Origin of the sequence: Treponema denticola ATCC 35405 (assembly GCF_000008185.1) — a bacterium.
In the GTDB taxonomy this organism is placed as follows: domain Bacteria; phylum Spirochaetota; class Spirochaetia; order Treponematales; family Treponemataceae; genus Treponema_B; species Treponema_B denticola.
This window is the reverse complement of the sequence record NC_002967.9, coordinates 1,164,800-1,191,222: the sequence shown is the minus strand read 5'-3', so window position 1 is coordinate 1,191,222 and position 26,423 is coordinate 1,164,800. Positions and strand designations below refer to the sequence as shown.

The window sequence follows — 26,423 nt, the reverse complement described above, 5'->3', positions numbered from 1 at the left end:
TTACAGCCACTAAAATAAGAGAGGAGGAAATATAATATGAAAAATAAATTAACCGATTTAAATAACCATTTATTTGAACAGATTGAACGTTTAATGGATGATGAAGTTATGGAAAAAAATGCTGACCTTGAAATTAAAAAGGCTGATGCCGTAGTAAAGGTAGCAGAGGCTATTATTAAAAATGCAAATCTTTCACTTCAAGCCTATAAGTATGCCGATGAATGGAAAACCGGTAATGCCAAGGTACCTGAAATGCTCAGAATAGGAGTTGGTAATGAGTAAACTTTTTCCAGACCATATTATTTTTTACATAAAAGAAAATGTAAAAGGAAAATCTACAGCAGAACTTACGGAGCTTGTAAACCAAGTCTTTGCAACTAATTACACTGAAGCTCAAATTAGAACATGTAAACATAATAGGCACATTAAAAGCGGTCTTACAGGACACTTTCCTAAAGGACATACTCCTTACAATAAAGGGCGGAAAGGTTATTATTCTCCGGGGTGTGAAAAGGGCTGGTTTAAAAAAGGGAATATTCCTAAAAATCATAGACCCGTAGGCTCTGAACGAATAGATACAAACGGCTATGTTTATATAAAGATAAAAGAACCTAATGTATGGTGTTTAAAGCATGTTCGTATTTATGAAAAAAAACATGGCTCTGTTCCTAAAGGAATGATTGTAACTTTCAAAGATGGAAACAAGCAAAACTGTAGTATTGAAAATCTTCTTTTAATGAGCCGTGCCGAAGCTGCTGTAATGACACATTTTAAGCTGAGAGGGAACACTCCGGAACTTATGGAAACAGGGGTTCTGGTATCAAAAATAATATTACAAAAAAGCAAGTTAAAGAAAAAACAAAAAAAATAATTATTTTTTAAAGTTATGTAACAAGAAAAATTTATTTTGATAGAATGTTTGTATGGAAACTAAAAAGGACAGTAAAGAATTATTAGACGATATAAAAGGTCTTTTTGACATTCTAAAGGATAAACGTTCCATGCACGAGGCGGAATGGCAGGATGTTTGTACTTATATAGGCTCTAATGTTTTTGACTGGAGCGAAAACAAGGAAGAAATCAAACGGCCTAAGCGGCATACGGGCAGGCCGTCCGAATATTTGAAAAAGTTGGTATCGGGGCTTATGGGTTATACAATAAGCCCCAATGTTACATGGCTAAAGCTATCTTTAAATAATACTGAAATGCTTGAATATGCGGGCGTTAAGGATTGGCTTGAGCAATCGGAAAAAGCCTTGTATGAAGAATTCAACAGGAACAATCTATATAGTCAGGTTTCTTTATTTATAAGCAATGCTGCTTCTTTCGGGCACGGCGTTATGCTTATTGACGAGAAAAAAGAGAACTCTATCAGGTTTTTGACTATAGCGGAACCTGAAATTTATATTGCAGAAAATGAATACGGCGATATAGATACCGTTTTTAGATATTTTTCTATGACGGTAAAAAATATTATAGCCCGCTTTGGAGAGGAAAATGTAAGCGAGCAGATAAAAAACGATGCAAAGGACATTAAGGGTAAAAACAAAGAAATTAAAATCTTACATGCGGTATTACCTAGAGATGATTACGATGAAAGCAAGCTTGACGGTAAAAATATGGAATTTGCAAGCTATTATATCGATATGGACAATAACACGATTTTAGAAGAATCAGGTTATTATGAATTGCCTTACAGCGTTTTTATTTGGGAAAAAGAAACTTCATCCGCTTATGGGGGAAGCCCTGCAAGAGAGGCAATCCCTGATATGAGGCTTTTAAACAAGGTGGAAGAAGCAAGATTAAAGTTAGCACAGCTTGTATCGGAGCCGCCTATGAATGTACCGGATTCTATGCGAGGTTTTGAATCGGTTGTTCCTGCCGGATATAACTATTATGAAAGGCCCGATATGATTATGACACCTATAAACATAGGGGCAAACTTTCCTATTACGCTTGAAACTATACAGGATATAGAATCAAGATTGCGGGATAAGTTCCATGTCGATTTTATGCTTATGTTACAGGCCCAAACAGCACAAAAGACAGCAACAGAAGTCATAGAATTACAGGGTGAAAAGTCTGCTCTTTTATCAAGCCTGATAGTCAATCAAAACAAGGCTCTATCCGAAATAGTTATCCGTACATTAAATATTATGTACAGGCAGGGACGCTTTCCGGAGCCTCCCAATATTTTAAACGGATCCGATGCCGTTTTAAATGTTGACTTTGTAGGGCCTTTAGCTCAGGCTCAAAAGAGGTATCATCAAACGGGAGGCGTACAGACAAGCCTAGCTATCTCACAGCCTATTATACAGATGAACCCCGAAGTACTTGATTATATCGATACGGATAAACTTCTTAAAAATGTACTTGATACAAACGGGTTCCCGCAATCGGCAATCCGTGAAGATGATGAGGTAGAGAAAATCAGGCAGCAAAGGGCTGAAGCTCAAATGCAGGCTATGCAGGCTCAAATGCAAATGCAGGCACAAAGTAATATAACCAATAACTTCGATAAGCTTAACGAGCCGGTAAAAGAAGGATCGCCTATTCAAGAATTATCGGAACAGCTTACAGGAGGACTAGGAGGCGATAATGAGTAAGTGCGTAATACCGGGGTATGAAACAAGCAGCCCCGATGAGCAGATAGAAGCTTTAAGAAAAACTTTTAAAAGAGTATTTAAAACCGAAGACGGGAAAATTATATTTAATGCTCTTTTAAACGATTTATTTTATTTTACGGAGGCAAAAACCGAGGCTGAAAAAGCCTTGTGTGAATATGCAAAATTCTTTTTAAGGGAAAGATTGGGAATCATTAAGACATTGAATATTACTAATAGCTTAATCGATAACCTTGATTAACCTTGATAAATAAGGAGTAACGGAATGGGTGAACTAGATCAGAACAACGGCAATCAGACACCACAGGGTAACGGAAGCGGAGAAACACAGGCGACCGGTACATCAGTTTTAGATGCTTTTAAGGGAGCAGGAACTGGAAGCAATCAGAACCCTGCAACTAAAGGGGATGAAAATGCTAAGGGTGGACAGGCTAACAAAGAAGCAGAAACTTATGCTTTAAAAGCTTGGGGAGCACAGCTTTCAAAAGAATTAAAGGAAAATGAAGAAGCGGTTAAGGTTTTATCCAAATTCGAGGATATATCAGGCCTTGCCAATTCCTACATCGAACTTGAAAAAAAACAAGGAAGTATGCACACAATCCCGGGCGAAAAAGCAACACAAGAGGAGCTTGATGCTTTTTATAAACGATTAGGGAAACCGGAAGCCGCCGATAAGTATTCTTTTGATCAGAAATACGAAGCAGAAAAACGATTTGCAGAGGCAGCTTTTAAGGCTAACCTATCAGACAAGCAGGCTAAGGAACTTTATGATTTTTTCTTAAACATAGGACAAAGTCAGCAGGCTCAATACAAGGAAATCATTGTCAAAAAAGCACAAGAGACAGATGCCTTATTACAAAAAGAATACGGCAACCTCTTTGAGCAAAAAATAGGGAACTACACCAAAGCCTTAAAACTTTTAGGAGGCGGTGAAGTTATGAAACAGTTAGAAGAAACAGGGCTTGCCTATGATCCGGGTTTTGTCAAACTTATGATAAATGCCGGTGAAGCATTAGGTGAAAGTAAAGCCGTTATAGGAAACGGAACAACACCTAACGGCATTAAGTCGGCACGGGAGGGAGGTACCTTTTCTTTTTTTAATGAATAAGGAGTAAAATAAATGCCTAATTTATCGATGACAGACAGTATGACCGCATTGGAGGTTATGCGAAGGGCTAACAATCAGGACGGGTTCCATATCGTAGAGCTTATGGCTCAAACGAATGAGATTTTAAAAGACATGCCTATGATTGAGGCAAACGACGGTACAATACACAATACTCTTGTACGTACTTCTTTAAGAAGCGGTACACACAGAAAGTACAATGAGGGGATTGCACCGGGAGCTACAACAACCGACACGATCAGAGACCGTATCACTATGCTTGAAGATTACAGCATTGTAGATAAGGACTTGGCAGATCATTCCGGAAACGTTAAGGCTTTGAGGGCAAGTGAGGCCGATGCTTTTTTGCAGGGTATGGGACAAACACAAGCAGAAGAACTTATTTACGGCGACCACGGAAGAAACGAGGCGGAAATCAACGGACTTGCGGTAAGGCTTAATAAGCTTACAAATAAGAATGTTATTAACGCTGGCGGATCCGGCAATAAGTGTACATCCATTTATGTATGCGCAATCGGCAACAGATTTGCTCATCTTATTTACCCGCGAGGCCGTAAGGATTGCGGGATTAAAACCGAAGACATGGGGCTTCAAAATTGGCCTATGGAGCAAGGCAAGGTAATGCCGGCTTATGTGCAGTTTTTTAGCACTCATTACGGGCTTTCGATTGCTCATCCTGATGCCGTTAAGCGTATTTGTAATATTGATAACACGGTTCCGGGAGACAAAATAGTGGAAATGATTCTTGAAGCTATGCTGCGATTACCGCAAGGGGCACAAGGCGTTTCTATTTATTGCAATCAGGATATTTTGGTAAAAATCGACAAGGCCGCTTGGAGCAAGGGTAATGCCGTATTTACCAAAGAGGATCCATGGGGCGATATGATTACTCATATCAGGTCGGGAAGATGCCGAAGGGTTGATGCAATTCTTTCAACCGAACAAGCACTTGTGTAATGGATAACGGGTAATCGGTAATTATGCCGATTACCCGTTGAATAAAAAGTTTTTATAAGGAGAAAAAAATGATTAATCTTTATTTGGATAAACGCTTGGAGCTTTCAAGCGATCAGGCAATTACAACGACAGCAGAAAGCCAAAACGCTATAGATTTTGGCACGGACTCTTGCAGTGCAGACGGCAAACGCATTGACTTTAGAATCAAGGAAAAGTTTCAAGGCGGAACTTCCTTAAAGTTTATCTTACAGGATAGTGCAAACGGTACAAGTTTTGATGACAAACTTACCTCGACTACCTTTAATACGGCAGTCTTGGTTGAAAGTCAAAAAGAGCCTTTTTATTCTCTTGTCATTCCTAAAGGTTTACGCAGGTACATAAGGGTAAAGTATGATGTTCAAGGAACTTTTACCAAGGGCAAGATTCACGCAATCTTGAATACCGAAATGTAAGGAGGATGAGTTTATGGCAAAGAAAAATAAAACAAAGAATGAAGTAAGGGAAGAACTAAAGGCTAGTAATCCTCATTTTACGGATGAGCAGATCGATGAGCTTTTAGAAGAATCCTTTGACGGTGAAGATACCGCTAGTGATGAAACATCGGGCGGAGCCGAAACAGGAGATGCAGCAGCTTTAAGGGCCGAGCTCGAAGCTGAAAGAGCAGAACTTGAAAAGGAAAAAGAAGCCCTAGCCTTGGAAAGAGCAGAGCTTGAAAAAGAAAAGGCTAAACTTGATAAGGAACTTACAAGCTTAAATGAAACGCTTGATACGGCTATTACAGGCGAAGAAAAAGAATATGTATGCAACACAGCATGCACCTTTGACGGAGCCTATTATAAAGCCGGTGATATTTTGGTTACGAGCAAAGAGACTTCAGAATTCTTTGATCCCGTATAGATTGATTACTTTTTGAGGTGATAAGGCATTATGAGAAGATTAAAAAGTTTTTCTCCTCACTTGGCTTTTATTTTCGATTAATGTCTTAAAGCCTCATCTTTAAAAGAGGGATAAATGAATATAGATAGACAGCTTGCAAACAGGGCTTTATCGGCCGTCGGAGAGCCTCAATTAAATGAGACTGACAAAGAGTCAAAAAGTTTTTTACTTGTTAAAAAGTTTTATTTACCTACCATGTTAGAAAGCCTTGAGATGATACCGTGGACTAGCGGAAAAAAAAGGGCAAGACTTGAAAAAGATTTATCTGAAAATCACACCGACTACTCAGGAGCTTTTAAGCTCCCGATAGATTGCGGGAAAATTATAGAGTTAAAAGATAAAAGTTATTATATCGTTGAAGGAAAAACGCTTTATACTGATGCAGCTGAAGCGGTTTTACTTTATATTACCAATGGAAAATTACCGGAAGGAATGGGAAATGTTGATGATGATTTTCCCGATTATGATCCGCCCGAATATGAAGCTATGTTTTATCAGGCCTTTGAATTAAGGCTTGCCAGTAAATTTGCCTTAGAATTATCGGGTAAACCTGAATTACATAAAATGCTTTTGCAGGAGGCCGCAATGATTGAAGAAGCAGCCTATAGAAATACTAAGACTTTAAGCGCCGGAAAGAAAAAAGGGAATTCTTGGTGGTTCGATTAAAAAGAGGATGATATGTTGGTTACGAATTTTGCAGGCGGAGAGGTAAGTAAAAATCTTTATGGCAGGATCGATTTACCTATTTATCAGAACAGCGTTTCACGTCTTGAAAACTTTGATATCATGCAAACCGGAGGGATTAAAAGACGGGGCGGAACCGAAAGAATAGGCAAGCTCAAAGGTTATGCACGCCTTATTCCTTTTATAGTCAATAACACCTTATCCTTTATTTTTGAAATAGGGAGCGAATATATCCGTATATGGAAAAACGGCTCGCTTCTTACTCTTGCAGGTTTCCCTGTAGAGTTTAGCCCTACTCCCGATTTACCGCTTTATCAAAAAAGTGATTTATCTGAAATACAATATGCGCAAACATACGATAGTCTTTATTTGGCACATAGGCATTATAAGCCCTATGTCATTAAATGGCAGGGTGGAGATGCATTTACATTCGGTAGCTTGAACATTACCGGCAATGCTCATAAGCTGCCGTTCCAAGGAAGCGACAACTACCCTTCTTGTGTTGCTCTTTTTCAAGGACGGTTATTTTTTGCAAGCACGATAAGGGAGCCACAGAAGATATGGGCAAGCAAGGTTTTTGAATACGAAAACTTTACTTATTTTGATACGGTTGTTTCTAAAACAACTCAGTTAAAAAATCCCGATTTACGAGTCTTTAGTGCAAAGGCAGTAAAGGATAGCGATGTATTAACGGAACTTACAAAAGATTTTACAGACATTACAAATATCACAGATTATTATGTATCCGGACATAAGGGCATACCGAAAGATACTAAAGTCTTATCGGTAACATCGGACTCTATGAAAATATCAAAGCCTGCTACAGTCGATAAAGAGGATATCGTTTTATCGATTCATTTATGGAGAAATGCAGACAGCCCGCAGGCAGACGATTACAAAGACACTGAAATTATAAACAATGTAACAGCACCCGATCATGCTTTTTATTTTGAGATAGGAAGCGATAAGAACGATAAAATCAAATGGATTACACCTTCAAAAGACTTAATTATAGGGACGGAAAGCTCTGAATGGGTTATGAGCGATGGAGTAACGGCACAAAGAATAGAGGTACAACTACAAAGCCGGTATGGGGTTGCGGATCTTCAAGGCTCTTTAATCGGCCGATCGGTTATTTATATAGGACAGGGCGGCCGCAGTTTAAGGGATTATGCTTATGACTTCCAAGAGCACACTTATAAGTCTATTGACCTTACACAAGCCGCCTCTCATTTATTGATTGAAAGTAAGGCCGTAGATTTTGATTATACGAATTCGCCGGTACAAAAAATATATTTAAGCCTTGAGGATGGAAGCGCTTGCGTTTTGTTGTATGACAAGAATACAGGCATTGCAGCATGGACTAAGATTGTTTTAGGAAACGGCAAGATTAAAAATATAGTAACGGTTCCGGGGCTAAAAGGATTTGATGATGTTTATTTTGAGGTTGAAAGAAAAGGTATTTTTTATCTTGAAAAAATTACAGAGACAGAAAAGGATAAAACTATTTACCTTGACTCCTTCAGTAAATACACAAGTGAAACTAAACCGGATGAATACGAATTATCAAGCGTATTTATCCCAAAAGAAAAAAAAATATTCAAATTAGAAGAACTGCCTGATGAATACAAGGATTTTTCAAAAGAGATGTATATAGGTTATGAATACACATCAACTGTTGAAAGTTTGCCGGTTATAAACAGTGCAGATAACAATAAAAAACGCATCGCAGCTTTATTGATAAGGTTTTTAGATTCTTATTTACCGCTTGTAAGTCAGACGGAAACAAGAGAGCAAACTATATATGAAGATGAGCCTTTTAGCGGGGTGGTTTCGGTTCCTGTTGAGGGGAATTTTAATAGAGATGTATTTTTTAAACTTGAAATGAAAAGGCCCGAAAGGTGTGAGATTTTAGCCGTTAATGCAAATCTGGCTTAAAGGAGGTTTTTAATGGGTTTACTGATGGGATTAGGGCTTGCCTTTGGTGCTTTAGGTGCAGGCTTTAACATATTCCAAGGTTGGAATAGATCACAACAAGAACAAGCAGAAATAAGAGCAAGGCAGGAAGAAGAAAGACGTATGCGGGAAGCTCAAATTGCAGAGCAAAGAGCGGCCGCCGAAAGAGAAATAAATTATGCAAAGTCTGTTTTTAAGATAGAGCAAGAGGATGCTTTTAGAAAGGCAGACGATATATGGCATCAAGGCGAGCGCATAGACATGAGGGCAGACCTTGACGAAACCTTAACAGGCCGTGCATTTAATCTTGCTATAAAGCAAAGCAACGCACAGGATGAGAGCCTTTTACATCAGGAACAGCGAGGAAAGCAGAATTTTCAGAATACGCAAGGTGCTTTTAAGGCAGCATTAGGCACAAGCGGAGTTAGGGCCGGAGCTAACTCAAGCGAGGGGCTATTAAGTCAAAATGAAGAAAATTTTAATCAGGACCTAGCCCTTATGAAAAAGCAAAGAGAAACGCAAAAGGAAATAAGCTTAATGAGTGCCTTTAGTAACTTGAAGGGCGGAATGTTTAGGATAGACGAGGAGAGAGATGCAGCAAACAAAGCTTTTAGGGATTCAAAGCAGTTAAGAGATGATTACTCTGAAGGTGGCCGAGCAGTTAATCTGTTTAATCAAAAAATTGCAAATCGAAGAGCTGATTTACAGGGAAGTATTAACTTGCAGAATTTAGGCGGAGAGTTTAAACAACAAGCTATGCAGAGAGCTTATGATAGAGCTGCTTATTCATTTCTGGATGGATTAACAGACCTTTTCGGAGGATTTGGTTCAGGTTTTAATTTTGGATCAAACATTGCCGGGTTTGCTAAAAATTGGGGCGGAGGAAGTTTTGGCGGCAGAGCCGGAAATTTTGGAAGCACAGCTGCAGCTTTAGCAAATTACAAGAGAGATTTTTCAGATTACAAGAGAAAATATAGAGGCCCCTATATGAATATGTTTTAAGGAGATGTAAGTTATGGGTAAACGTGGAATTTTTGATGCATTTCAGGCAGCGTCTGGAGCAGTGGAATCTGTTTTAAATGCAGCAGATAAGGAATTACAGTTAAAGGCTCAAATGGAGGTGCAGGATGCAGCTTTAAAAGATATGGAGGCATTCAATCAGTTTGCCCTTGATATGCAAAACAGTAACGATTGGGAAAACTACGAAAAGAAGTGGGAAAATTTTAAGGTCAATGTTTATAACGATACATCCAAAGGTTTATCGAGTCCTTTTGCAAGAAGGGTTTATGACAGCCAATATAAAAATGAAGAGATGAAACAGAGGCTATTGGTTAAAAGTATAGCCAATCAAAAAATGAGAGCTCAAGATTTTACTAAGGGTTTTGATTATATCAACAATGTTATTTTAAGCAATTCTTTTGCAGATACAGAAGGAATAGATGAAGCAGGTAATAAGTTTATTAAAACCGGCAGCCAGCAAAAAAAAGAATTGATAGACAATAAACTTTATACTATGTATGAGGCAGGTCTTTTAAGCTATGAACAGTTTAATCAAAGTATGAGAGATTCTTATGCAAACCTTATGAATCACGATATGGTTACATTAGGTAAGAATTTGGTAGATGGCGGAACCTCTATTGAGGAGGTAACATCCAAATTACAAGAATACAAAAATGAGTTTGTTACGGTTGCAGGCGGGAGAATTACAGCAGAATCGGTAAAGGGAGCAGCAACGGAAGAAGTAGAAAAATATTATTATAAACAAAGAAGCATAAAATGGCAAAAGGCTGAAAAAGTGGAGGCTAATAATTGGACTAATGTATTATCACTGGTTCAAAATGGTAAGATTATAGACGCTAGAAATCTAGCCGAAGGAAGAATAAATGAATTACAAAACATTCAAGCTCAATCGGGAGAACCTATAAACCCTGATACGGCCGTTTCATACACACAAAAATACTATGATTTTTTACAAAATATCGACAAATATATAAAATCAGGCAGTCCTTTAGCTGCATTGGGTTCTTTGGATATTAAAAAATTTGCTGCCGTTTATGCAGAAAAATGGAAGTACGGAATAAATGCTTATGATGAAAATGGAGAAAAAATTTATGTCAGTGCAAACGAAACTAAAGAGCAAATGCTGCGCGATATAAATGAAATTGCTAAAATAAAAGGACTGCCCGCAGCTTATGTGTTTCCGGGCGCCATCGAAGAATTTTATAAACAGATAGAAGATGCTTTACCTCCGGGATTAAAAGAGCCTGTAAAAAAATACAAAGAAACATACGAGACTCTTAGAAAGGCTCAATTAGGCGTAGATAAATTATCCCCTAAAGAACAAAAGACTGCTTTAGAAAACGCAGGAAATTTTGTTGAAGGATTATTGAATATTGTAGAACAGTCAAGATATCCTGAGTTAGCAAATAAAGACTTATTGTCTTTAATGGAAAAGCGATCAGGGGAAAATACAGCAAAAATGTTTGATTCATACACAGGTTCCAGCGGTGCCTTGTGGTGGAAAAAAGAATCAGCCGAAAACTTAGGCAAGGTAGTAGCAGAAACAACTCAGCCGGGAGTTATTACTAGGGATAGAAATGGAACTATAGTTATCAGAGAAGAAGCTAGGGCGGCCGTTGCAGCTCATGAAAACGATTTAAGACGAGAAACAGCTACTGCATTAGGGTTGAACCCTAACGATGAAAAGGATATAGGCAAGTTATCTATTTTCTATGATACGGAAGCAAATAGAATTTACTGTACAGACGGAAAAACAGCTTCTTACTTTGAAACCGACAAGAACGGTAAAGCTGTATTAAGAACAGTTGATTGGAAAACTAAGGAAATTAAAACTACAGAAAAGTTATCTGAAGAAGTTAGACAGGATAAAAAAGATGCAAAAATAGAAGCAGAGAAAAAAGAAATGAATAACCTTATTCAGTCTAGCTTCAAGGCTGAAAACATACAACGGGATATTAAACCTTTTTATGATAATCTTAATACTCAAGAAGATAGGCAGCGCTTTTTGCAATTATATAGTGCCATAAATCAAAGAGATCAAGATAAAAATATAGGCAGAGGACATAGACTTAATAAAGATGAAGTCATTCAAACCTTTAAAAAAGGAATTTCACCGGTTGATATAATCAATGAAAGTTTAATTAAAAGTATGAGTCCTAAAATAAAAGCAGAATATGATAAATTATCGGATGAAGAAAAAATAAGGTTTATTCAAAACTACAAAAAAGAAAAGAAGGACTTTAGGCAGTCAAACAAAAGTATGAGCAGTTTTTAAATTAAGGAGGAATAATAATGAGCGACTTTAACGATATAATTTTAGGACAAAATCAAGGAAGACGAGGACAGACGACTTATCACTATTTAGATTTTGGACAACCTAACACTGTTTTTGATAATAATAGGTTTGAAAAGAAAAATACAGATTTATCTTTTTTGAGTTCACAAAATCAAATTAGAGAAATAGAGGAAAGAGAAAAAAAACGAAAAAAGAATCAAGATAGATACTTAATAAATTTAAGTGATGGAGAATATGAAATATTAAACGCAGCGATTGCAAATTCTGAAATACCGGAAGATGAGGCCTATAGATTTGCTTCTGCTTATAAATATTCAAAACAGTTTAACATGCCTTTATCCTACACTTATGAACACTTGGAAGATTTAAACAACTGGTGGTTAGGTCCGGTAAAAAAAACACCCCAAAGTGCTTTTACTTCTATCGTTAATAGTTTTGCTTTAGGAAATAATACCGTAAAATTAGGCGGACTTGGAGCCCAACTTTTAAAAGCAGAACACAACGGAGATGTAAAAGAAATTCAAAGGTTACAAAATGAAATAAAAGAAATAGAAGAAGATAATGAATATCTAAAAGATGATATGCCTCGTACATGGTTTACGAAATTATTACAATCAGGAGCACAAACAATTCCTTTTTCGGCCCATGTTTTTATACCTTCGGCTTTAGGCTCTATAATCGCACCCGGAATAGGTACGGCCGCCGGTTTTGCAAGGTCCATGGAAATGCAGACAGGATTGGAATATTTAGATTTAAAAAAAGCAGGGGTTAAAGCTGATCTAGCCAAAAAAATGGCTATAATGTCGGGCGGTTTACAAGCAGCTATTGAAGTTTCTTTAGGTAATGTTGCAAGTATTACAGGCAAAGGCTTGGGTGCTGATAAGATAGTCAGTAAAATGATTACAAGATTAAACGCCAAAGGAACAATGGGCCATATTGCTAAGGGCTTAATGCATTATGGAGTAGATACATTTAGCGAGGGTGTTGAAGAAGCCGTACAAGAATTAGTAAGTGCAGGAACAAAAGAATTAGCAGCCGTCTTACAAGGTGAAGGAGTAGAAACAGACGATGCATGGACTATTGCCGGTAATGTTTGGGAAAGTTTTAAAGGCGGTATGGCAGGTTCTTTAGTTTTAGGAGTACCGGGAGCCGTAAAGTTTACAAAGGCAAATGTGCAGGAAGCAAACAATATAAAAAAATCGGCAATAGTAAATCCTTCAAAAGAAGATTTTATCAGAAAAAATAAAGACAATGCTATGTTTGAAGGAATGACTGAGGCAGATAAAAAAGAAAACTTAAGTTCTATTTATGAGGCACAAAAAGAGAGTAGAGAGAGTTTTCAAAAAGCAAAGATTGATGATTATGATGAATGGCTTCATCATAATGCCAGAATTGAAGGCGAAGTGATGAGAGATAAGGACGGCGAAATCATATATGAAACAGATGAAGAAGGAAACATCATCAAAGAAAAAGACGAAAACGGAGAAGAACAACCTGTACCTAAAAGATGGGGCAAGGCCTCTGATGTTGTAAGACATGGAGATAGGCTTTATATTACCGAAGGACAAAAACATGAAAAAACAAACGGGAATATAGAAGGTGAATACATAGTGGGAGATCCCACGCAAGAAACAGAGTATAACGATTACGGACATATTTATTATTCTTTTGACAAGGAGAAAAATACCGTAACGATTAAAAATGTAAGAGTGCAAAGTGATGAATATCAAGGGATTATAAAAGAGTTTGTAAGAGACTTTGGAGAAAAATTTAATGGAGCAAAAATTGAATGGAATCCTAAAGGTGAAACCTTACAAAAGATAAAAGCCGAACTTATAGCCGAAAATCCGAACGGAAAGGAAAACGGATTACAGTATTTTACAGAAAATAGCCCTGAAGAAGTAAGAGAGAATATAAAACTTACAGAGCGTTTAAAAGAAACAATGCCTAACTTAACCGATGAGGAGCGGCACACGGCAACGGTTATTTTTGATGCCTTAGCTAAGGGTGCAGGTATGGACGCGCAAACTTATTTGGATACATACTATTCTGATGAGATTTTAACTAACACCCCGCCTGCAGACCTTGAAAAGATAGCGGCACAAGAAGAAGTAGACACAAAGGATATAAAGGGAGCTGCTGCCTTTAAAGAAATGCAAGGGGATATAAAAGCCTTAGTTTATGTAGGTAAAAAGGCAGATTTTAGTACATTTGTACATGAGGCGGCTCATGTTGCACGAAAGACTTTAAACGGAGACTTATTGATACAGGCGGAATCGGCTTTTGATGTAAAGGACGGCAAATGGACAAGAGCACAAGAAGAAGAATTTGCACAAGGGTTTGAACAATATTTAAAGGAAGGTGTGGCTCCTACAGAGGAATTAAAAAACATATTCCAAAAGGCTGCTGAGTTTTTAAGCCGTATTTATAAAAACTTAAAAGAAATAATCGGAATAAATGATGATATACGCAAGGTATATGATGAGCTTTTAGGAAAAGATAACAGTACCTTAAAACAGGCAGAAGAACGCATTGATAATGAGAACGAAAGCAATAGTGTATTTATAAAAAATATTTTATCGTCAGTCGATGCAGTAAAACAAGCTCTTGAAGGTGTAAAAAATACAGATATAAAGAATAAAGAAACAGGCATAATAGCTCGTTTATCTTCTACCGGAATAAATAAGATGACAAGCAATAAGGCGGTAGAAAAATCTGAAGCTAACGGTTTTACGCGTAAAGAACATTACGGAGCAGTTGCAGAAATAAAAGTTCTTTATGAAAAAGCAAAATTACTTAATACTCATACAGATATAAAAAATGAACGCTCAAATATAGTAAGTATAAAACGTTTTACAGCAGCCTTGACATTATCAGACGGTAAAAGCGGCGAAGCACTCATAACATTAAAAGAAACAGAAGAGCATGGGCATAGAATATACTCGCTTGAACTTGATGAAATAATTAAGCCTGAGCAAAGATGGGAAGCCGAAAACGACAAATCCCAAAGGTGGGAGACGGCTAAAAATAGCGGCACACCCACGGCTCAGGCTGATTCCAGTATAACCGAAAACATCGAAGCCGTCAATACAGAAAAGACAGAAAAGGGAAAGATAAACGAAGCATACGAAAAGGCGACGCAGGCAGCACGGGAAGCAATGCAAAACAGCATAAAGGCAGCAGAAGAACGCAAAGAGGATATAAGATTAAACGGTGCACAGTATGAAGCTGAAACTATTGAATATTATAAAAAGAACTTTCCCGGGCTTGATGGTGAGGCTATAAAGGCAAAAATACAAGAAGATGCAAAAAGTGCCCATACAAGTTATGAGGAGTTTACTGCCAATAGAGCCCTTGAACAAAGACGGCTTAATGATATGGGAGATATGCTTTTTCAAACGGAGCCGGTAACTCAGGAAGAAATAGATTTTAAAGAAAATGCAGATGAGTATAGAAAGGGAATTGATAAGTACTTTAACGGAAATTTAAAGGGAAATGAGGTTTTAACGGTAACAAAACGCACACCTGCGATTTTACGGGCAGTAGGTTTTGAGGATAAGCCTATAACGGTAACGGGTGCAGTTCTTAAACATATAACCGATAAACATAAGGATATAACACAAGCCATATTAAAAACCTTGCCGGAACAGCTGCTTGATCCTATAGCGGTTTTTAAGTCGCAAAATGAAAGCCAACCTAACAGCCGCTTAATTTTTACTGAGCATATCATAGACGGTAAGCCGGTAATTGCTGCTATAGAGATGAATTATGAAGATAAGCACGGAACAATAAATTCAATCCGAAGTGTTTATGAAAGAGACATAATAGCAAAAAGCGGATGGAATACTTTACAAGGTTGGATAGATAATGGAAATCTATTGTATGTAGACGATAAAAGGGCTGATGAATGGAGCGCAATCACCGGGGTATCATTCCCCTTAGAGGCATTCTCCAAACTCAACCCTTCTAATAGTATTATCGGCGAAAATGCAGGAAATGTCAATACAGGAGTTTTGAAAAAAAGTGATATTATAGGCGATAACCCGCAAGCTATTTATTTTCAAACGGAGGCGGAAACTTACAAGGAAATAGCCGAGGCTTCAGAATCGGGAGGAGAAGAAACCGCTAGGGAACATTTAGAAAGTATTGTTATCGGAGAAAGCCCAAGTGAAGCATATAGGTTTTTATATGCAGACAATGAAGAAAGGGCCAAGGCTGATAAGGCATATAGAGACTCTTTAACGCCTGAACTTGAAAAGGCTTTACAAAAAGATTTAAAAGATGAAAACATAAAAAACGATACATTTATTAAAATGATGGAAAACCGTGAGGCTATGCGGGAGTTTATGAAAGCTTATATAAAAGCAGAAAATCAAGGTTTTACAGAGCTGAAAGATTTAATGCAAAGCTCAGGCGGAGCATTTTCTACAATCGCATATCAAATAACGAATGGTAAACCTTTAACCGAAAAACAACATACTATAGCCTTAAATTATATTAAAGAGGATTTACAAGGCTTTAGAAATATCTTTGCAGAACTTAACGGCTTTAATGCTTTAAGAAGCCTGACAGAAAAGGAGAAAGCATGGACTGAAACTTATGCAAAGGCGGTAAGTGAAAATCATACAGAGGAAAAACAGATCCGTAAGTCCAGAGCTGAAATTCAAGATGAAATGTTTATTGAAGAAATGGAAGATGTACAAAAAGTAGAAGAGCTTGTAAAAGAAGCCGCTAATATTTACTATTTTGATTTTGATAACTTTAAACCGGCAGACGAACAAGAAGCGGATTATCGCGATGACTTAAAACGAAAACAATCAAGAATAAATAGAGAAATGAAAAATCACGCATGGAAAAGTCAAATGGCAAACGCCTTTAGAGGCAAGGATTTTTCTAAAAACTCCATAAAAAATATTCAAGGGCAGATGAGAAATAACCCACGTTCTTATCGTTCGCTTTATGCGGATATAATGGGCCGTGAAGATATGAAGGTTAAAGATGCCGAAACAACGGATTCAATCATTAAAACAAAGCTCAAAAGCCGACCGGATATCGGTGTTAAACTGGATGAATTAAAGCTTGAAAATATGAGCCCTGCAGAAAAGCAACAGCTTATCAAGGTAATCAATGATAAGGAAATGGAAGATCGTATCAATAAAGGAACAATTACAAGTGAAGACATAAAACAGATAGAAGGACTTATTCAAGAAAAAAATAAAAATATAAAGGAACTTGAAAAGCAGATTGCCAAATTAAAAGAAGATAATGCATACGATAGCAGAATTATTCACAATTTGGAAGAACAATTAAAAAATGAAAGAATAAATAGAAAAGTCTTAACCGATACGGTTAAAGCCCGTGATGTTGCTTTAAAAGCGGTTATGAAAAGAGTAAATTTAAAAGTATGTAACGCAGAGGAAGCGGAAGCTTTAGCAGCAGTTCAAATGTTTTTAAAAAAAGATGTACAAAAAGCTTTAAACGCAACCATCGATAAAGATGATCCTAGAATAAGAGAAGCTTATGCTTTATGGTCAACAAATGAGGAATACAGAAAAACTTTAGCTAGAATGGCAGGAAATAAAAAAGGCTGGGAGACTTTAAGAAATCTTCTTGAAAATAAGCCTATAGGAGAATGGACGGCCGATGATAAAAAGCTCGCACAAAGACTAATACCGGCCCGAAATAAGTTTTTTAGTTTAGGTCTTTATAACCGCACAGAAAAGAACTTTTTAGACATGAGAACAGAAGATTTAACGGATAAACAAATAGAAAAACTAGCCTCAACCGTTTTACCCGATTCAATGATCGCAAAATTAAAACACCAGCCTTTAAGTCAATGGACGGTTGATGAGCTTATAGACTTAGCAAAGGTTATAGAAAAAACTTATAGAGAAGGTAGACAAAAATATTCTGCTAAAAAAGCAACAGAAAAATTTGAAGCTTACTTAATTAGAGATATGGGTATAAAAAACTTTATACACAAAAAAGGTTTTGATGAAAAGGCTGCAACTTGGAGCGATGTAGAAAAACAAAAAAAAGGAGGCTTACAGGCTTTAAGGCGGAAATTAAAGTATGCGGCGATGAGGCCTTACGCTTTTATAGAAATGCTTGACGGCGGAAGCCGAGGCGTTCTATATGACTTATTGGAATTTGAGCAACGAGAATGTTACAATCGGTTTAAGGCTGGGATGGATACCCGCTTAAGTCATTTTAATGAGTTTATGGAAAAAAACGGATTAAAAGTTGCAGACTTAGAAAAAAAGATATTGTTTGAAAATTTTTATGTAGGAAAGGATAAAAAGGATTTAACATTAAGTGTAAGCGAGATAATAGGTGCCTACCTTGCCAGTTTTGACGAAAAAAGCCGAGCGGCTGTCCAATACGGAAACTTTGCAGAGCAAGACGAAAGAGATATTGCAAAACAATCAAATAGTTATGGAGCATTAGATACTTTTTCCGAAATGAGATACGGCAGGGTTCTTGAAAAAGCGGAAGAATTAATCCGGAGCGATGAAAAAATTAAAAACCTTGTGGATTATCTAAAAAAAGAATATAAAGCTGAAGGGCTAAGATTAAAAGACCATAACCGCACTGTAAATAATATTATTACGGAAATACGAGATGATTACTTTCCAATGTTGAGGCTTGATGTATCAGGAGAAGAAGATGCTCGAAAAGTGCAAAAAAAGATTGTAGGAGAGCACGCAACAGGCACAAGGCACGGTATAGAAAAAGGACAAACTAAGGCCCGTATCGATATAGGAAAGGGGAATCAATCACCTATTAAGTTGAATGCAGTAAATACATTCTTAGAAAGCGTAGAAGCAAACGAGAGGCTTTATGCTTATGATAAATATGCCCAAAAATTAAACAGGGTTATAAAAGGTTATGATTCAAAACAATTTAGACGAACTCTTGAAGCAGCATACGGAAACGAAGCTTTAAGGTACCTTGATAAGCAGGTAAACACGATTGTAGATCCGACAGCCGGACGAGTTTATTCAGATACGGATAAGATGCTAAGAATGTTGAGAGGAAATACGGCAGCCGCTTATTTAGGCTGGAAGATGTCAGGGATTATAAAGCAAGGTTTAACAAGCCCTGCCCCATTTATGCAGTATGTCAACCCCGTAAATTATGCAAAGGCTGCCTTAGATTTAACGATATATAATAAGGAGATGATGGAATTTATTCACTCACGAAGTAAACTAATGCAGGACAGAAGCTTTGATATGATGCAGGGTATAGTTGATGAACTCGCAAAAGAGGCTAAGACTAAAGGCGGCAAAGCTATTACTAAATTACAACAAAAAGGAATGGAAGGCCTAGAGTGGATAGATAAGGCTTGTGTTGCTCCGGGCTGGCTTGCGGCTTTTAGAGAAGAAGAAGGGAGACTTAGAAAAGCTAATACAAGTCTTGAAAAGCCCTTAACCGATTTGGAAATAGATTTGAAAGCTACGCAATGGGCCGATGATGTATTGGTAAGAACGCAGCCGTCAGGAAGGGCCGAAGAATTAGCACCGCTTTTTAGAGAGGGAGGTGAAGCCTTAAGAATGCTTTTACAATTTCAAAGCTCACTTAATGTTATTTACAATAATATAAGGCACGATCTACCCAATGCGATAAAGAATAAGCAGTATAAAAGAGCAGCCGGAATAATCACGGGTTACGCTTTAGCCGGTCTTGCCGTGGGAGCTATTACCGAGGGGTTTGGAGATGATAAAGATGAGCCAGAAGATAAAATACGCCGAGGTATTTTTTACACTTTTACGCAAGCAACGGACAGCATACCTTTAATCAATGGCATGATAACAGGCTTTGCAGAAAAGGCAATTACCGGTAAAACAAAATATAAAGGTAACTCTAATGTGTTTGTAGCTGCAGAAAAGTTTATAGACGGTTCAAAAGCCTTAACCGATGCAGATATAAAAAAAGCCGCTCAAAAATATTGGGAAGCTTCAGCCCTTACATTGGGACTACCAACATCTGGTGTAAAAGAAGCCTTTTATACAGCAGAACAACTTTTTAATGGAGAGATGCCTAGCGCCTTATGGGGCCGAAGATAATTAGGAATTGAGGAGGGAAAAAGAATGAATCTAAGATCAAACGATAAAAGCTCTGAAGCTTTGACCGTAGGAAGTTTAAAAGTTTTAGGCAAGTTAGAAAACGGAGCATTAAATTCTATTCATACTCATTTAAAAAGCTCGGATGCACAACAATCAAAGATTATTGCAGATATTGAAAAGCTGTACGAGAATATATCGGCGGACGGAGTTATTACGGCAAATGAAAAGCAAATTTTAAAAAAAGAAGTCGGTATTATTGAAACGGAATATCCTATTATTTTACAAAAAGCTCAAAATGCGAAAAAAGGCGAATCAGAGATAAATGCTTTCAAAGTAGCTTTTAAAGCCTTAAGGGATTATCTTTTTATAGACTTAAAAATCTTTGATGAGATGTCGGAAGCCTTAGACGTTGATAGAGAAGTTTTTAATAAAAAATTTGCAGATTATTATAAGTCCCGGGCAGTCTTGCAAGTTGCAAGTGATGCCGAAAATTACTTATCATTCCCCACCGATACCGACATTTTAAGTCTTCTGAACTTTGATGAAACACCCCAAGCTCTGCCCGCTCCAACCCCTTCATTTACAGCTTGGCAATCTAAAATCATAGAGCTTGATTGTACAAATAAAACAGAAATCAAAATGACTTTTGAAGAAGCTTTAAATAACGTTATAATTTTATCTGGAGAATTAAAAAACGATTTTACATTAAAACTTTTCTTTGATAAGCAAAACGGTAACGGAGCTAAGCAGTATTTAATAGTTTATAAATTAACAGGGATTTTTAATGTTACAATTCAAACTGAAGAACCTGCAACTAATAAAGTCTCTCAAAATATAAACGCCAAAACATTCGGGCTTGGCTGCTATGCGGTGGTAGATTTTAGAGGCCACGTGTGGGCCTTTGAAGGCAATATTAAGCAATCCTTAATTGATGAAATTTTGCAGCATACGGAAAATAAACTTAGCAATAATGCACAACAAACAATTACCAATTTTAAGAATGAAATAAATAATTTTTATCTTGAAGAAAAAAATAAAATGCTTAATTTTATTCAAGAAAAAACTAACGAGTTGGAGAATGCTCACAGAGACCGGTTTATTAAAGAGTCGGGAGCAATCGGCGAGGTAAGATACTTTACAAACAAAAAATATACCTACGGCTATTTATATGCAAACGGCTATTCGTTTATTCCGGAACTTTACCCCGAGTTTTATCAATTTTGGCTTGAGAACTTTGGGGATAGAAACAAGAAAAACTATCTAGGCTATGACTCTTTCGGCTATCCGAAACTGCCTGACTTGCGAGGCGTTGCATTAAGAGCAGTCGATGACGGAAGCGATCGAGGCGGTGCAGCACTAGCACTGGAGTTTCAGGGAGACGCCATTCGAAACCTTAAGGGACGAGTTGGAGTGCAAGGGAATGACGGCTATCCCAATCTTACTGCCGGAGTATTTCACACCCTCGATACGGGGTATATTGACTCTGGAACTTCTCAAGCCAGCAGTTATTTACGGTTATTAGGATTTGACGCCTCTCGTGTAGTCCCTACAGCCGAAGACAATCGAGTTAAATCATACGGGGTATACCCGTTTATAAAAGTTATATAAGGAGATGAAAAAAAATGACAAATGAACAAGTAATTGAAGCCGTTAATCGGCTTACGGAAACCTACAACGCTTTAAGAGATACGTTTAACACCGACTTTACCGAAGTAAAAAGGCAAGCCGCTATTTTACAACCGCTTTACAAAAACGGGCAGATAATTTGGGACGGTCGAGAAGACTTCCAGATGACAGATGAACCTCTTACTAATTTAATTGGTGTTGGGACAGGGACTGTTGCAAAATATGGAAAATGGTATGCCCAATATATGGTTAAATTTACAGGACATACTGTCATATCAAATTGTGAAACACAAACACCTGTAAATTATATTGTTATTAAATTAAAATTGCCTGAAAACAAAGACGGAACGTTTTTTATAAAACGCTCAAACGATGACAACTGGAGCCACGGTATAATAACAGCATGGATGTGTAATTCCGATAAAAGTATTAAAACTTTACTGGGTTCTCAAGTTGCAGATAAGCATGCTGACTATGGAAAGAGCGTTGTGTTTAATCCAAAAAATCAAGACGCTTGGGACTCAAGATATTACCAATGGACCGCCTTTAATTACAACAAAGAAGATATAATAAAAAATGATGAGGGTTACTCTTATATAGCATTGTCTAGCTCTGTTGCAACATGGTACATTGGCGGCTGGGCTGTGGCCGAAAGAAACACGGACTTTATGTGGACACCTACAAGAATTTTTGATTTGGATTCTTATAACCCGACAAACAAAAGTACTTACGATTCACTATCTGGAGGACTTACCAAATCTTATTTTGCTGCGAATAAAAAACATACAAATGTAAGAATTCCCTACTCAAAGACAGGAAATTTAATAATAGGTGTTTTGTGTTGGGCTGACCATTACACGCCCAGTCCCATTTTTACAGGATTTAAAACAAACGTCGAGTTTGATTTTGATAAAATCGTTTGTGGTAACTTTGCAAAAATAAAACAAAACTTACCCAACTATCAATGGGGCTTTATTCATGTTCCTGAAAATGAAGTGATTCAAAACACGGTAGAGATTAACGGCCTTAAACTTTTGCAATTTAATATTGATGTTCCTGAAAACGAAAGAGCCTTTCATTTTGCAGGCATGTTTACAGAAACGGAGGTGTAAATCGTGGAAGCAATCAACTACGCAAATGGCTCTAACATGACTTTGCCCGCCGATGCTCAAATTGTTCAAGGTGTATCGGGCAATGCCGTTTATTTACCGGCAGGAGCTGGAACTATGCCGATTGCCGGCAATAGAAACGAACTTACTATCTCGCTTTGGCGGCAATGGGACGGCGTTGTAGAAGCAGACGCCTATAGGGGCGTTTTTGCAACAGCTAATATAAAAGCTTACTTTGACCAAACAACAGACTTTTTAACAATCGAACTTGCCGAGGTTAAAACCGTAACCGACATAAAAGACGACCAAGAGCAGGCGCATTGGTGCTTTCTCTTTTCAAAGAACAGCTTTTTTAAAGTTTACAAAAATGCGGAACTAAAAGCCGAAGTTACGGCAGGAAATTACCCTGTAGATTTTTCCGAAGGCTTTACACTAGGAGGCGGCAGGACTCACGCTACTTTTGATGAAGTTAGAATGTACAAGGCAGTTGTTACCGAGTCGGAAATCCGTGGCCTATATCGTCTTGTAACAAAAGGCACGCAGGTACAGCAGCTTAAAAATATCGTTACAGAGGCAACGCCGAAATATCTAGGTGTCGTTGAAACAGTGCCCGATACAAAAACAGCCATCATCACTAAAGGCGAAAGGCTCGGAGCCGTAGACGCTAACTCCGGCGATTGGGTTCTTTCCGGAAGAACTATAGGAGGCTGGAAGGTCGGGGTGTGCTATAAGTGGAGCGGTGCACAATGGTTAAATCTAGAGCCGGAAGTAAACTATGCAAAAGAGTATCAGTCGTGCTTAGTGCATATGTTCCAGATTGAGGAGTTAAAACAGCAGACGGGGCACTTCGGGGCTTTGTTTGCTAAAGTGCTCGTCGCTCAAAAAGCGATGATTGATGAGCTTTTAGTCAATCAGGCGTTTATTAAAAATCTTGTGGTTCAAAAATTAAAAATTGATACAGACGATACAACTAATCAGGATTTTGAAGCGTGGTTTGATGAGCTGAATGGGTTGAAGATTAGGAATAAGGGAGAAGAGATTTTTAAGATTGATACGAATGGGGATATATATATAAAGGGGGCTACTGTTACAGCAAATAAATTAATTGCACCTACACTAACAGAAGATCCTCAAAATGCCGTGTTTGGCGAAATATGGTTTAGAAAAGGAATATAATATGGATTTTCCCTTAACTGAATTTTCAAGGAATGTTATAAAATTTGGAAATATTGCAAAAATAAACACAAGAGGATATATTACAGGTGATACTGAATGTTTAAAAGATGAAAATATAAATTCTTCATGCAATTATGCGGTATGGAGCCCTGCTCCATCTGAACCTGTTTTTAGAATCTCTTTTGATAATGAATTTATTATGTATGGATTAGGTTTAACAATAGAAATGACTTGTAATGAAAATATTCCTGCATATGGAGCTATTTCATACACTACAGTATCAGCATCAAATGAGATACATGGGCCTTTTAGACTGGGTTCTGTATTTCCAAGAGATAGTAAAGGTTCAATATCATCTTATGATGAAAAGAATGTTAAATTTAAAGTCAAAGAACTTATTATAGGAATTTTTGGGTATGGAAGAACTATAGATGCAACCTTTACTTATAATTTTTATGAGTTACTTATTTATGAAAGACCTATAAAAGACAGCGGATTAAGAATAATGGGAAACAATAAAATTTTTAAACCTGCAGAAACAGCATTTCCTTCACCTCTATCATGTTTCCATAATGGAAAAATCAGACATATAATGCTTGTCAAACCTTCTTCACACTTTTCTTCAATTTTTAGAATAAAAACAGATAGCGGTATTTATATGATTTCAAATTTACAAGAATAAAACTTAGAATTGTAATTTTTTCATAAATTCATTAAATCTTTATTTAACTTTTATAAAAATTTTATAACTTATGTAACAAAATTTTTTATTTTTGCTAAGATTAGTGTATGGACAAGATTAGCAGTATGCCGGCAATCGGCTGGGTGGTTATTTTGATAATCGGTATTATAGTAATTCCTCCTCTTTTTATTTTACTTTTAAAAAAAGGCGGGAAGATGTCCATCTTAGGGCAAACTATAGAAGTATATGAAGGCGGAAAAATTCAAAAGATAGATAGTATCGGTCTTATGTACCTGATGAAGGATAATTGTGAAAAGATTGAGCTTTTGAGAAAAGAACGAATCGAAGATATTTTGCCGGATTTATCTTATCTTTTGAGTGATATAAGCGTATTAGCCTGCTGTATGTATAGGGCTGAATCTATTTTAAACAAAAGGCTTTATAAAAACGGCTTTGAAGAATTAACTGTTGATTCTGTTAATTCTTATATAAAGCAACTCGCCGAAGAATTATTTATCAGACTAAATAAAGAAATTCTGATATCTAAATCTTGTACTACTCGTCCATTAAATGAGTTAAAAAAAGAAAAAATTTATTTTATCGCCCAGGATTTTACAAAAAGAGTTACTAGAATTTACTTAAAGGAGGTAAAAAGTAAAGCGGATATGTATTTAAACTATAAGCCGCTTTTTGAAAAAATAGGGGATAAGATAAGGGCAGATTTTTGCCGTGATAAAATGGAAAAAAAGTTAAAACAGGCCGAAAACTTGCGGGCTGTTTTGGAAAAGCTGACAAGAAACACGGTTTAATTTTTGGAGGTAAAAGATGAGAATAGAAAAATGGGGCGTATTTGCCATTAAAGAGGGCCGAATTATAAAAATCAATAGAGATGCAAAGGCTAGTGTTTATGGTAACTATGTCATAATTAAAGACCGGCAAGGTATAATAAGCAGGTATGCACACTTGAAATCGATAGCAGTCAATGTGGGACAAACGGTTCCAGCCGGAGGTTTTTTAGGTATCATGGGAGATACAGGCCGTGGTATTCCGGGACCGAATAAGCATTTGCATGTTAGCGTATATCCTGCAACAACTAAAGATCCATATATGGGTAAAGATGCAACGATAGATCCTAAGTCTTATATCCTTGATAGGGGTATATATCCGTGCAACAGTAAGCCTAGTACCGATTTTCATCAGATGATTGGAAATCCACCCTATCCACATGAAGGGTTGGATTTTTCCGGCCTAGACAAAAACATAATCACAGGCTGGGAGGCTGGAACTTTTGAGATTAAAAATATCTTTGAAGAATTTAAAAAGGGGCGGTAAATGAATGAAAAGAAGTTTTTTATTTTTATGTTTGTTTGTGTTTTGCTTTTTAGTCTTTCCTCTTGCTGCACAAGAAGCGGAATACACAATCACGGAAGCAGAGCTGACGAGGTTAGAGAGTCTGTTGGAGAAGTTAGAGAACACCAAACAGATGCAATTATCTCAAATACGGAACTTGGAAACAGAATTAAGCGAGGCGCTGAAATATCAAGAGAACTTAACAGATCAATTGACTCAAGCGAGGCTATCTTTGAAGAAATCAGAGAAATCATTAGAAGAATACGAAAAAGAAAGCATAGAGATGATAGCAAAGAAAGAAGCGAAGATACAGGAAAAGCAAAAGAAGATTGAGGAGTTGAAGATTAAAAATTATAAGTTAAAACTATCACTTGTAATTGTGTCTTCTATTCTAACTCTTTTGATTTTGGGAAGCATAGGATTTTTTATTTTAAAAATAAAATTAAAACTTGGGAGGTTTTAAGATATGAAAAATAAGTTTATGTTTTTTGTGATTGTCGGGCTTGTAATTCTTTCGATTTTTATCGTGAATTACGGCCAGTCAATTACAACAGACTGCATCGGAGCAGTCATCGGCTTAGCGGGGGGAGCCTTAGCCGTGTTTGACACCGTCAAATACTCTCGGCGTAAGATTGCCCTTGTACCGCTATGGATTGGGATTTTGATTTTAATAGTTACCGGGTTTATACAGTTCAAAGGTGTTATTATTCTTGCAGCTTTCGGGTTTGCTGCCTTGGGACTGTATATATATTTTAGACTAACAGAAAAATAAAGTTTTTAATGTAAGGGGATGTTTATTTTAAGCAGCCCCTTTA

The 26,423-nt window shown here is 37.1% G+C and carries 21 protein-coding genes; all 21 read left to right on the top strand.

From position 1 onward, the window contains the following. The first annotated feature begins 36 nt into the window (after positions 1–36). Positions 37–282: a hypothetical protein gene (locus TDE_RS05525; protein ID WP_010956901.1), complete on the top strand. Its 246-nt coding sequence runs from the start codon at positions 37–39 to the stop codon at positions 280–282. Continuing rightward, complete coding sequence (locus TDE_RS05520) at positions 275–871, top strand: HNH endonuclease signature motif containing protein (protein ID WP_010956900.1); 597 nt, start codon at positions 275–277, stop codon at positions 869–871. The genes TDE_RS05525 and TDE_RS05520 overlap by 8 nt, the downstream gene beginning before the upstream one ends. Positions 872–923: 52 nt before the next feature. After that, positions 924–2,606, top strand: a complete 1,683-nt coding sequence (locus TDE_RS05515; RefSeq protein ID WP_010956899.1) for a portal protein — start codon at positions 924–926, stop codon at positions 2,604–2,606. Next, a complete protein-coding gene (locus TDE_RS05510; protein ID WP_010956898.1) occupies positions 2,599–2,865 on the top strand; it encodes a hypothetical protein in 267 nt (88 codons plus the stop codon). The genes TDE_RS05515 and TDE_RS05510 overlap by 8 nt, the downstream gene beginning before the upstream one ends. Positions 2,866–2,889: 24 nt before the next feature. After that, the gene (locus TDE_RS05505) at positions 2,890–3,732 is read left to right on the top strand and encodes a hypothetical protein (protein WP_010956897.1); all 843 of its coding nucleotides are present in this window, start codon (positions 2,890–2,892) and stop codon (positions 3,730–3,732) included. A 12-nt stretch (positions 3,733–3,744) separates the two neighbouring features. Further along, a complete protein-coding gene (locus TDE_RS05500; RefSeq protein WP_010956896.1) occupies positions 3,745–4,707 on the top strand; it encodes a major capsid protein in 963 nt (320 codons plus the stop codon). Positions 4,708–4,775: 68 nt separating this feature from the next. Next, a complete protein-coding gene (locus TDE_RS05495; protein WP_010956895.1) occupies positions 4,776–5,159 on the top strand; it encodes a Bbp16 family capsid cement protein in 384 nt (127 codons plus the stop codon). A 13-nt stretch (positions 5,160–5,172) separates the two neighbouring features. Continuing rightward, entirely contained in the window at positions 5,173–5,604 is a 432-nt protein-coding gene (locus TDE_RS05490) for a hypothetical protein (RefSeq protein WP_010956894.1), read from the top strand. A 114-nt stretch (positions 5,605–5,718) separates the two neighbouring features. Beyond that, a complete protein-coding gene (locus tag TDE_RS05485) occupies positions 5,719–6,309 on the top strand; it encodes a hypothetical protein (RefSeq protein WP_010956893.1) in 591 nt (196 codons plus the stop codon). 12 nt (positions 6,310–6,321) lie between these two features. Further along, complete coding sequence (locus tag TDE_RS05480; protein WP_010956892.1) at positions 6,322–8,265, top strand: hypothetical protein; 1,944 nt, start codon at positions 6,322–6,324, stop codon at positions 8,263–8,265. A gap of 12 nt (positions 8,266–8,277) precedes the next feature. After that, the gene (locus TDE_RS05475) at positions 8,278–9,285 is read left to right on the top strand and encodes a hypothetical protein (RefSeq protein ID WP_010956891.1); all 1,008 of its coding nucleotides are present in this window, start codon (positions 8,278–8,280) and stop codon (positions 9,283–9,285) included. Positions 9,286–9,298: 13 nt separating this feature from the next. Next, positions 9,299–11,578, top strand: a complete 2,280-nt coding sequence (locus TDE_RS05470) for a hypothetical protein (protein WP_010956890.1) — start codon at positions 9,299–9,301, stop codon at positions 11,576–11,578. A 17-nt stretch (positions 11,579–11,595) separates the two neighbouring features. Next, on the top strand, positions 11,596–19,665 hold the full coding sequence (locus tag TDE_RS05465; RefSeq protein WP_010956889.1) for a phage minor structural protein: 8,070 nt from the start codon (positions 11,596–11,598) through the stop codon (positions 19,663–19,665). Between the two features lie 24 nt (positions 19,666–19,689). Continuing rightward, entirely contained in the window at positions 19,690–21,273 is a 1,584-nt protein-coding gene (locus TDE_RS05460; RefSeq protein ID WP_010956888.1) for a tail fiber, read from the top strand. A gap of 14 nt (positions 21,274–21,287) precedes the next feature. After that, positions 21,288–22,403, top strand: coding sequence for a hypothetical protein (locus TDE_RS05455; protein ID WP_010956887.1), 1,116 nt, complete (start codon positions 21,288–21,290; stop codon positions 22,401–22,403). Positions 22,404–22,406: 3 nt separating this feature from the next. Continuing rightward, on the top strand, positions 22,407–23,576 hold the full coding sequence (locus TDE_RS05450) for a LamG domain-containing protein (RefSeq protein WP_164920593.1): 1,170 nt from the start codon (positions 22,407–22,409) through the stop codon (positions 23,574–23,576). A 1-nt stretch (position 23,577) separates the two neighbouring features. Next, the gene (locus TDE_RS05445) at positions 23,578–24,258 is read left to right on the top strand and encodes a hypothetical protein (RefSeq protein ID WP_010956885.1); all 681 of its coding nucleotides are present in this window, start codon (positions 23,578–23,580) and stop codon (positions 24,256–24,258) included. A 107-nt stretch (positions 24,259–24,365) separates the two neighbouring features. Continuing rightward, a complete protein-coding gene (locus TDE_RS05440) occupies positions 24,366–25,067 on the top strand; it encodes a hypothetical protein (protein WP_164920592.1) in 702 nt (233 codons plus the stop codon). 16 nt (positions 25,068–25,083) lie between these two features. Further along, the gene (locus TDE_RS05435; protein WP_010956883.1) at positions 25,084–25,590 is read left to right on the top strand and encodes a M23 family metallopeptidase; all 507 of its coding nucleotides are present in this window, start codon (positions 25,084–25,086) and stop codon (positions 25,588–25,590) included. Continuing rightward, the gene (locus TDE_RS05430) at positions 25,591–25,941 is read left to right on the top strand and encodes a hypothetical protein (RefSeq protein WP_010956882.1); all 351 of its coding nucleotides are present in this window, start codon (positions 25,591–25,593) and stop codon (positions 25,939–25,941) included. 133 nt (positions 25,942–26,074) lie between these two features. Then, positions 26,075–26,380: a hypothetical protein gene (locus TDE_RS05425; protein ID WP_010956880.1), complete on the top strand. Its 306-nt coding sequence runs from the start codon at positions 26,075–26,077 to the stop codon at positions 26,378–26,380. Positions 26,381–26,423: the final 43 nt, after the last annotated feature.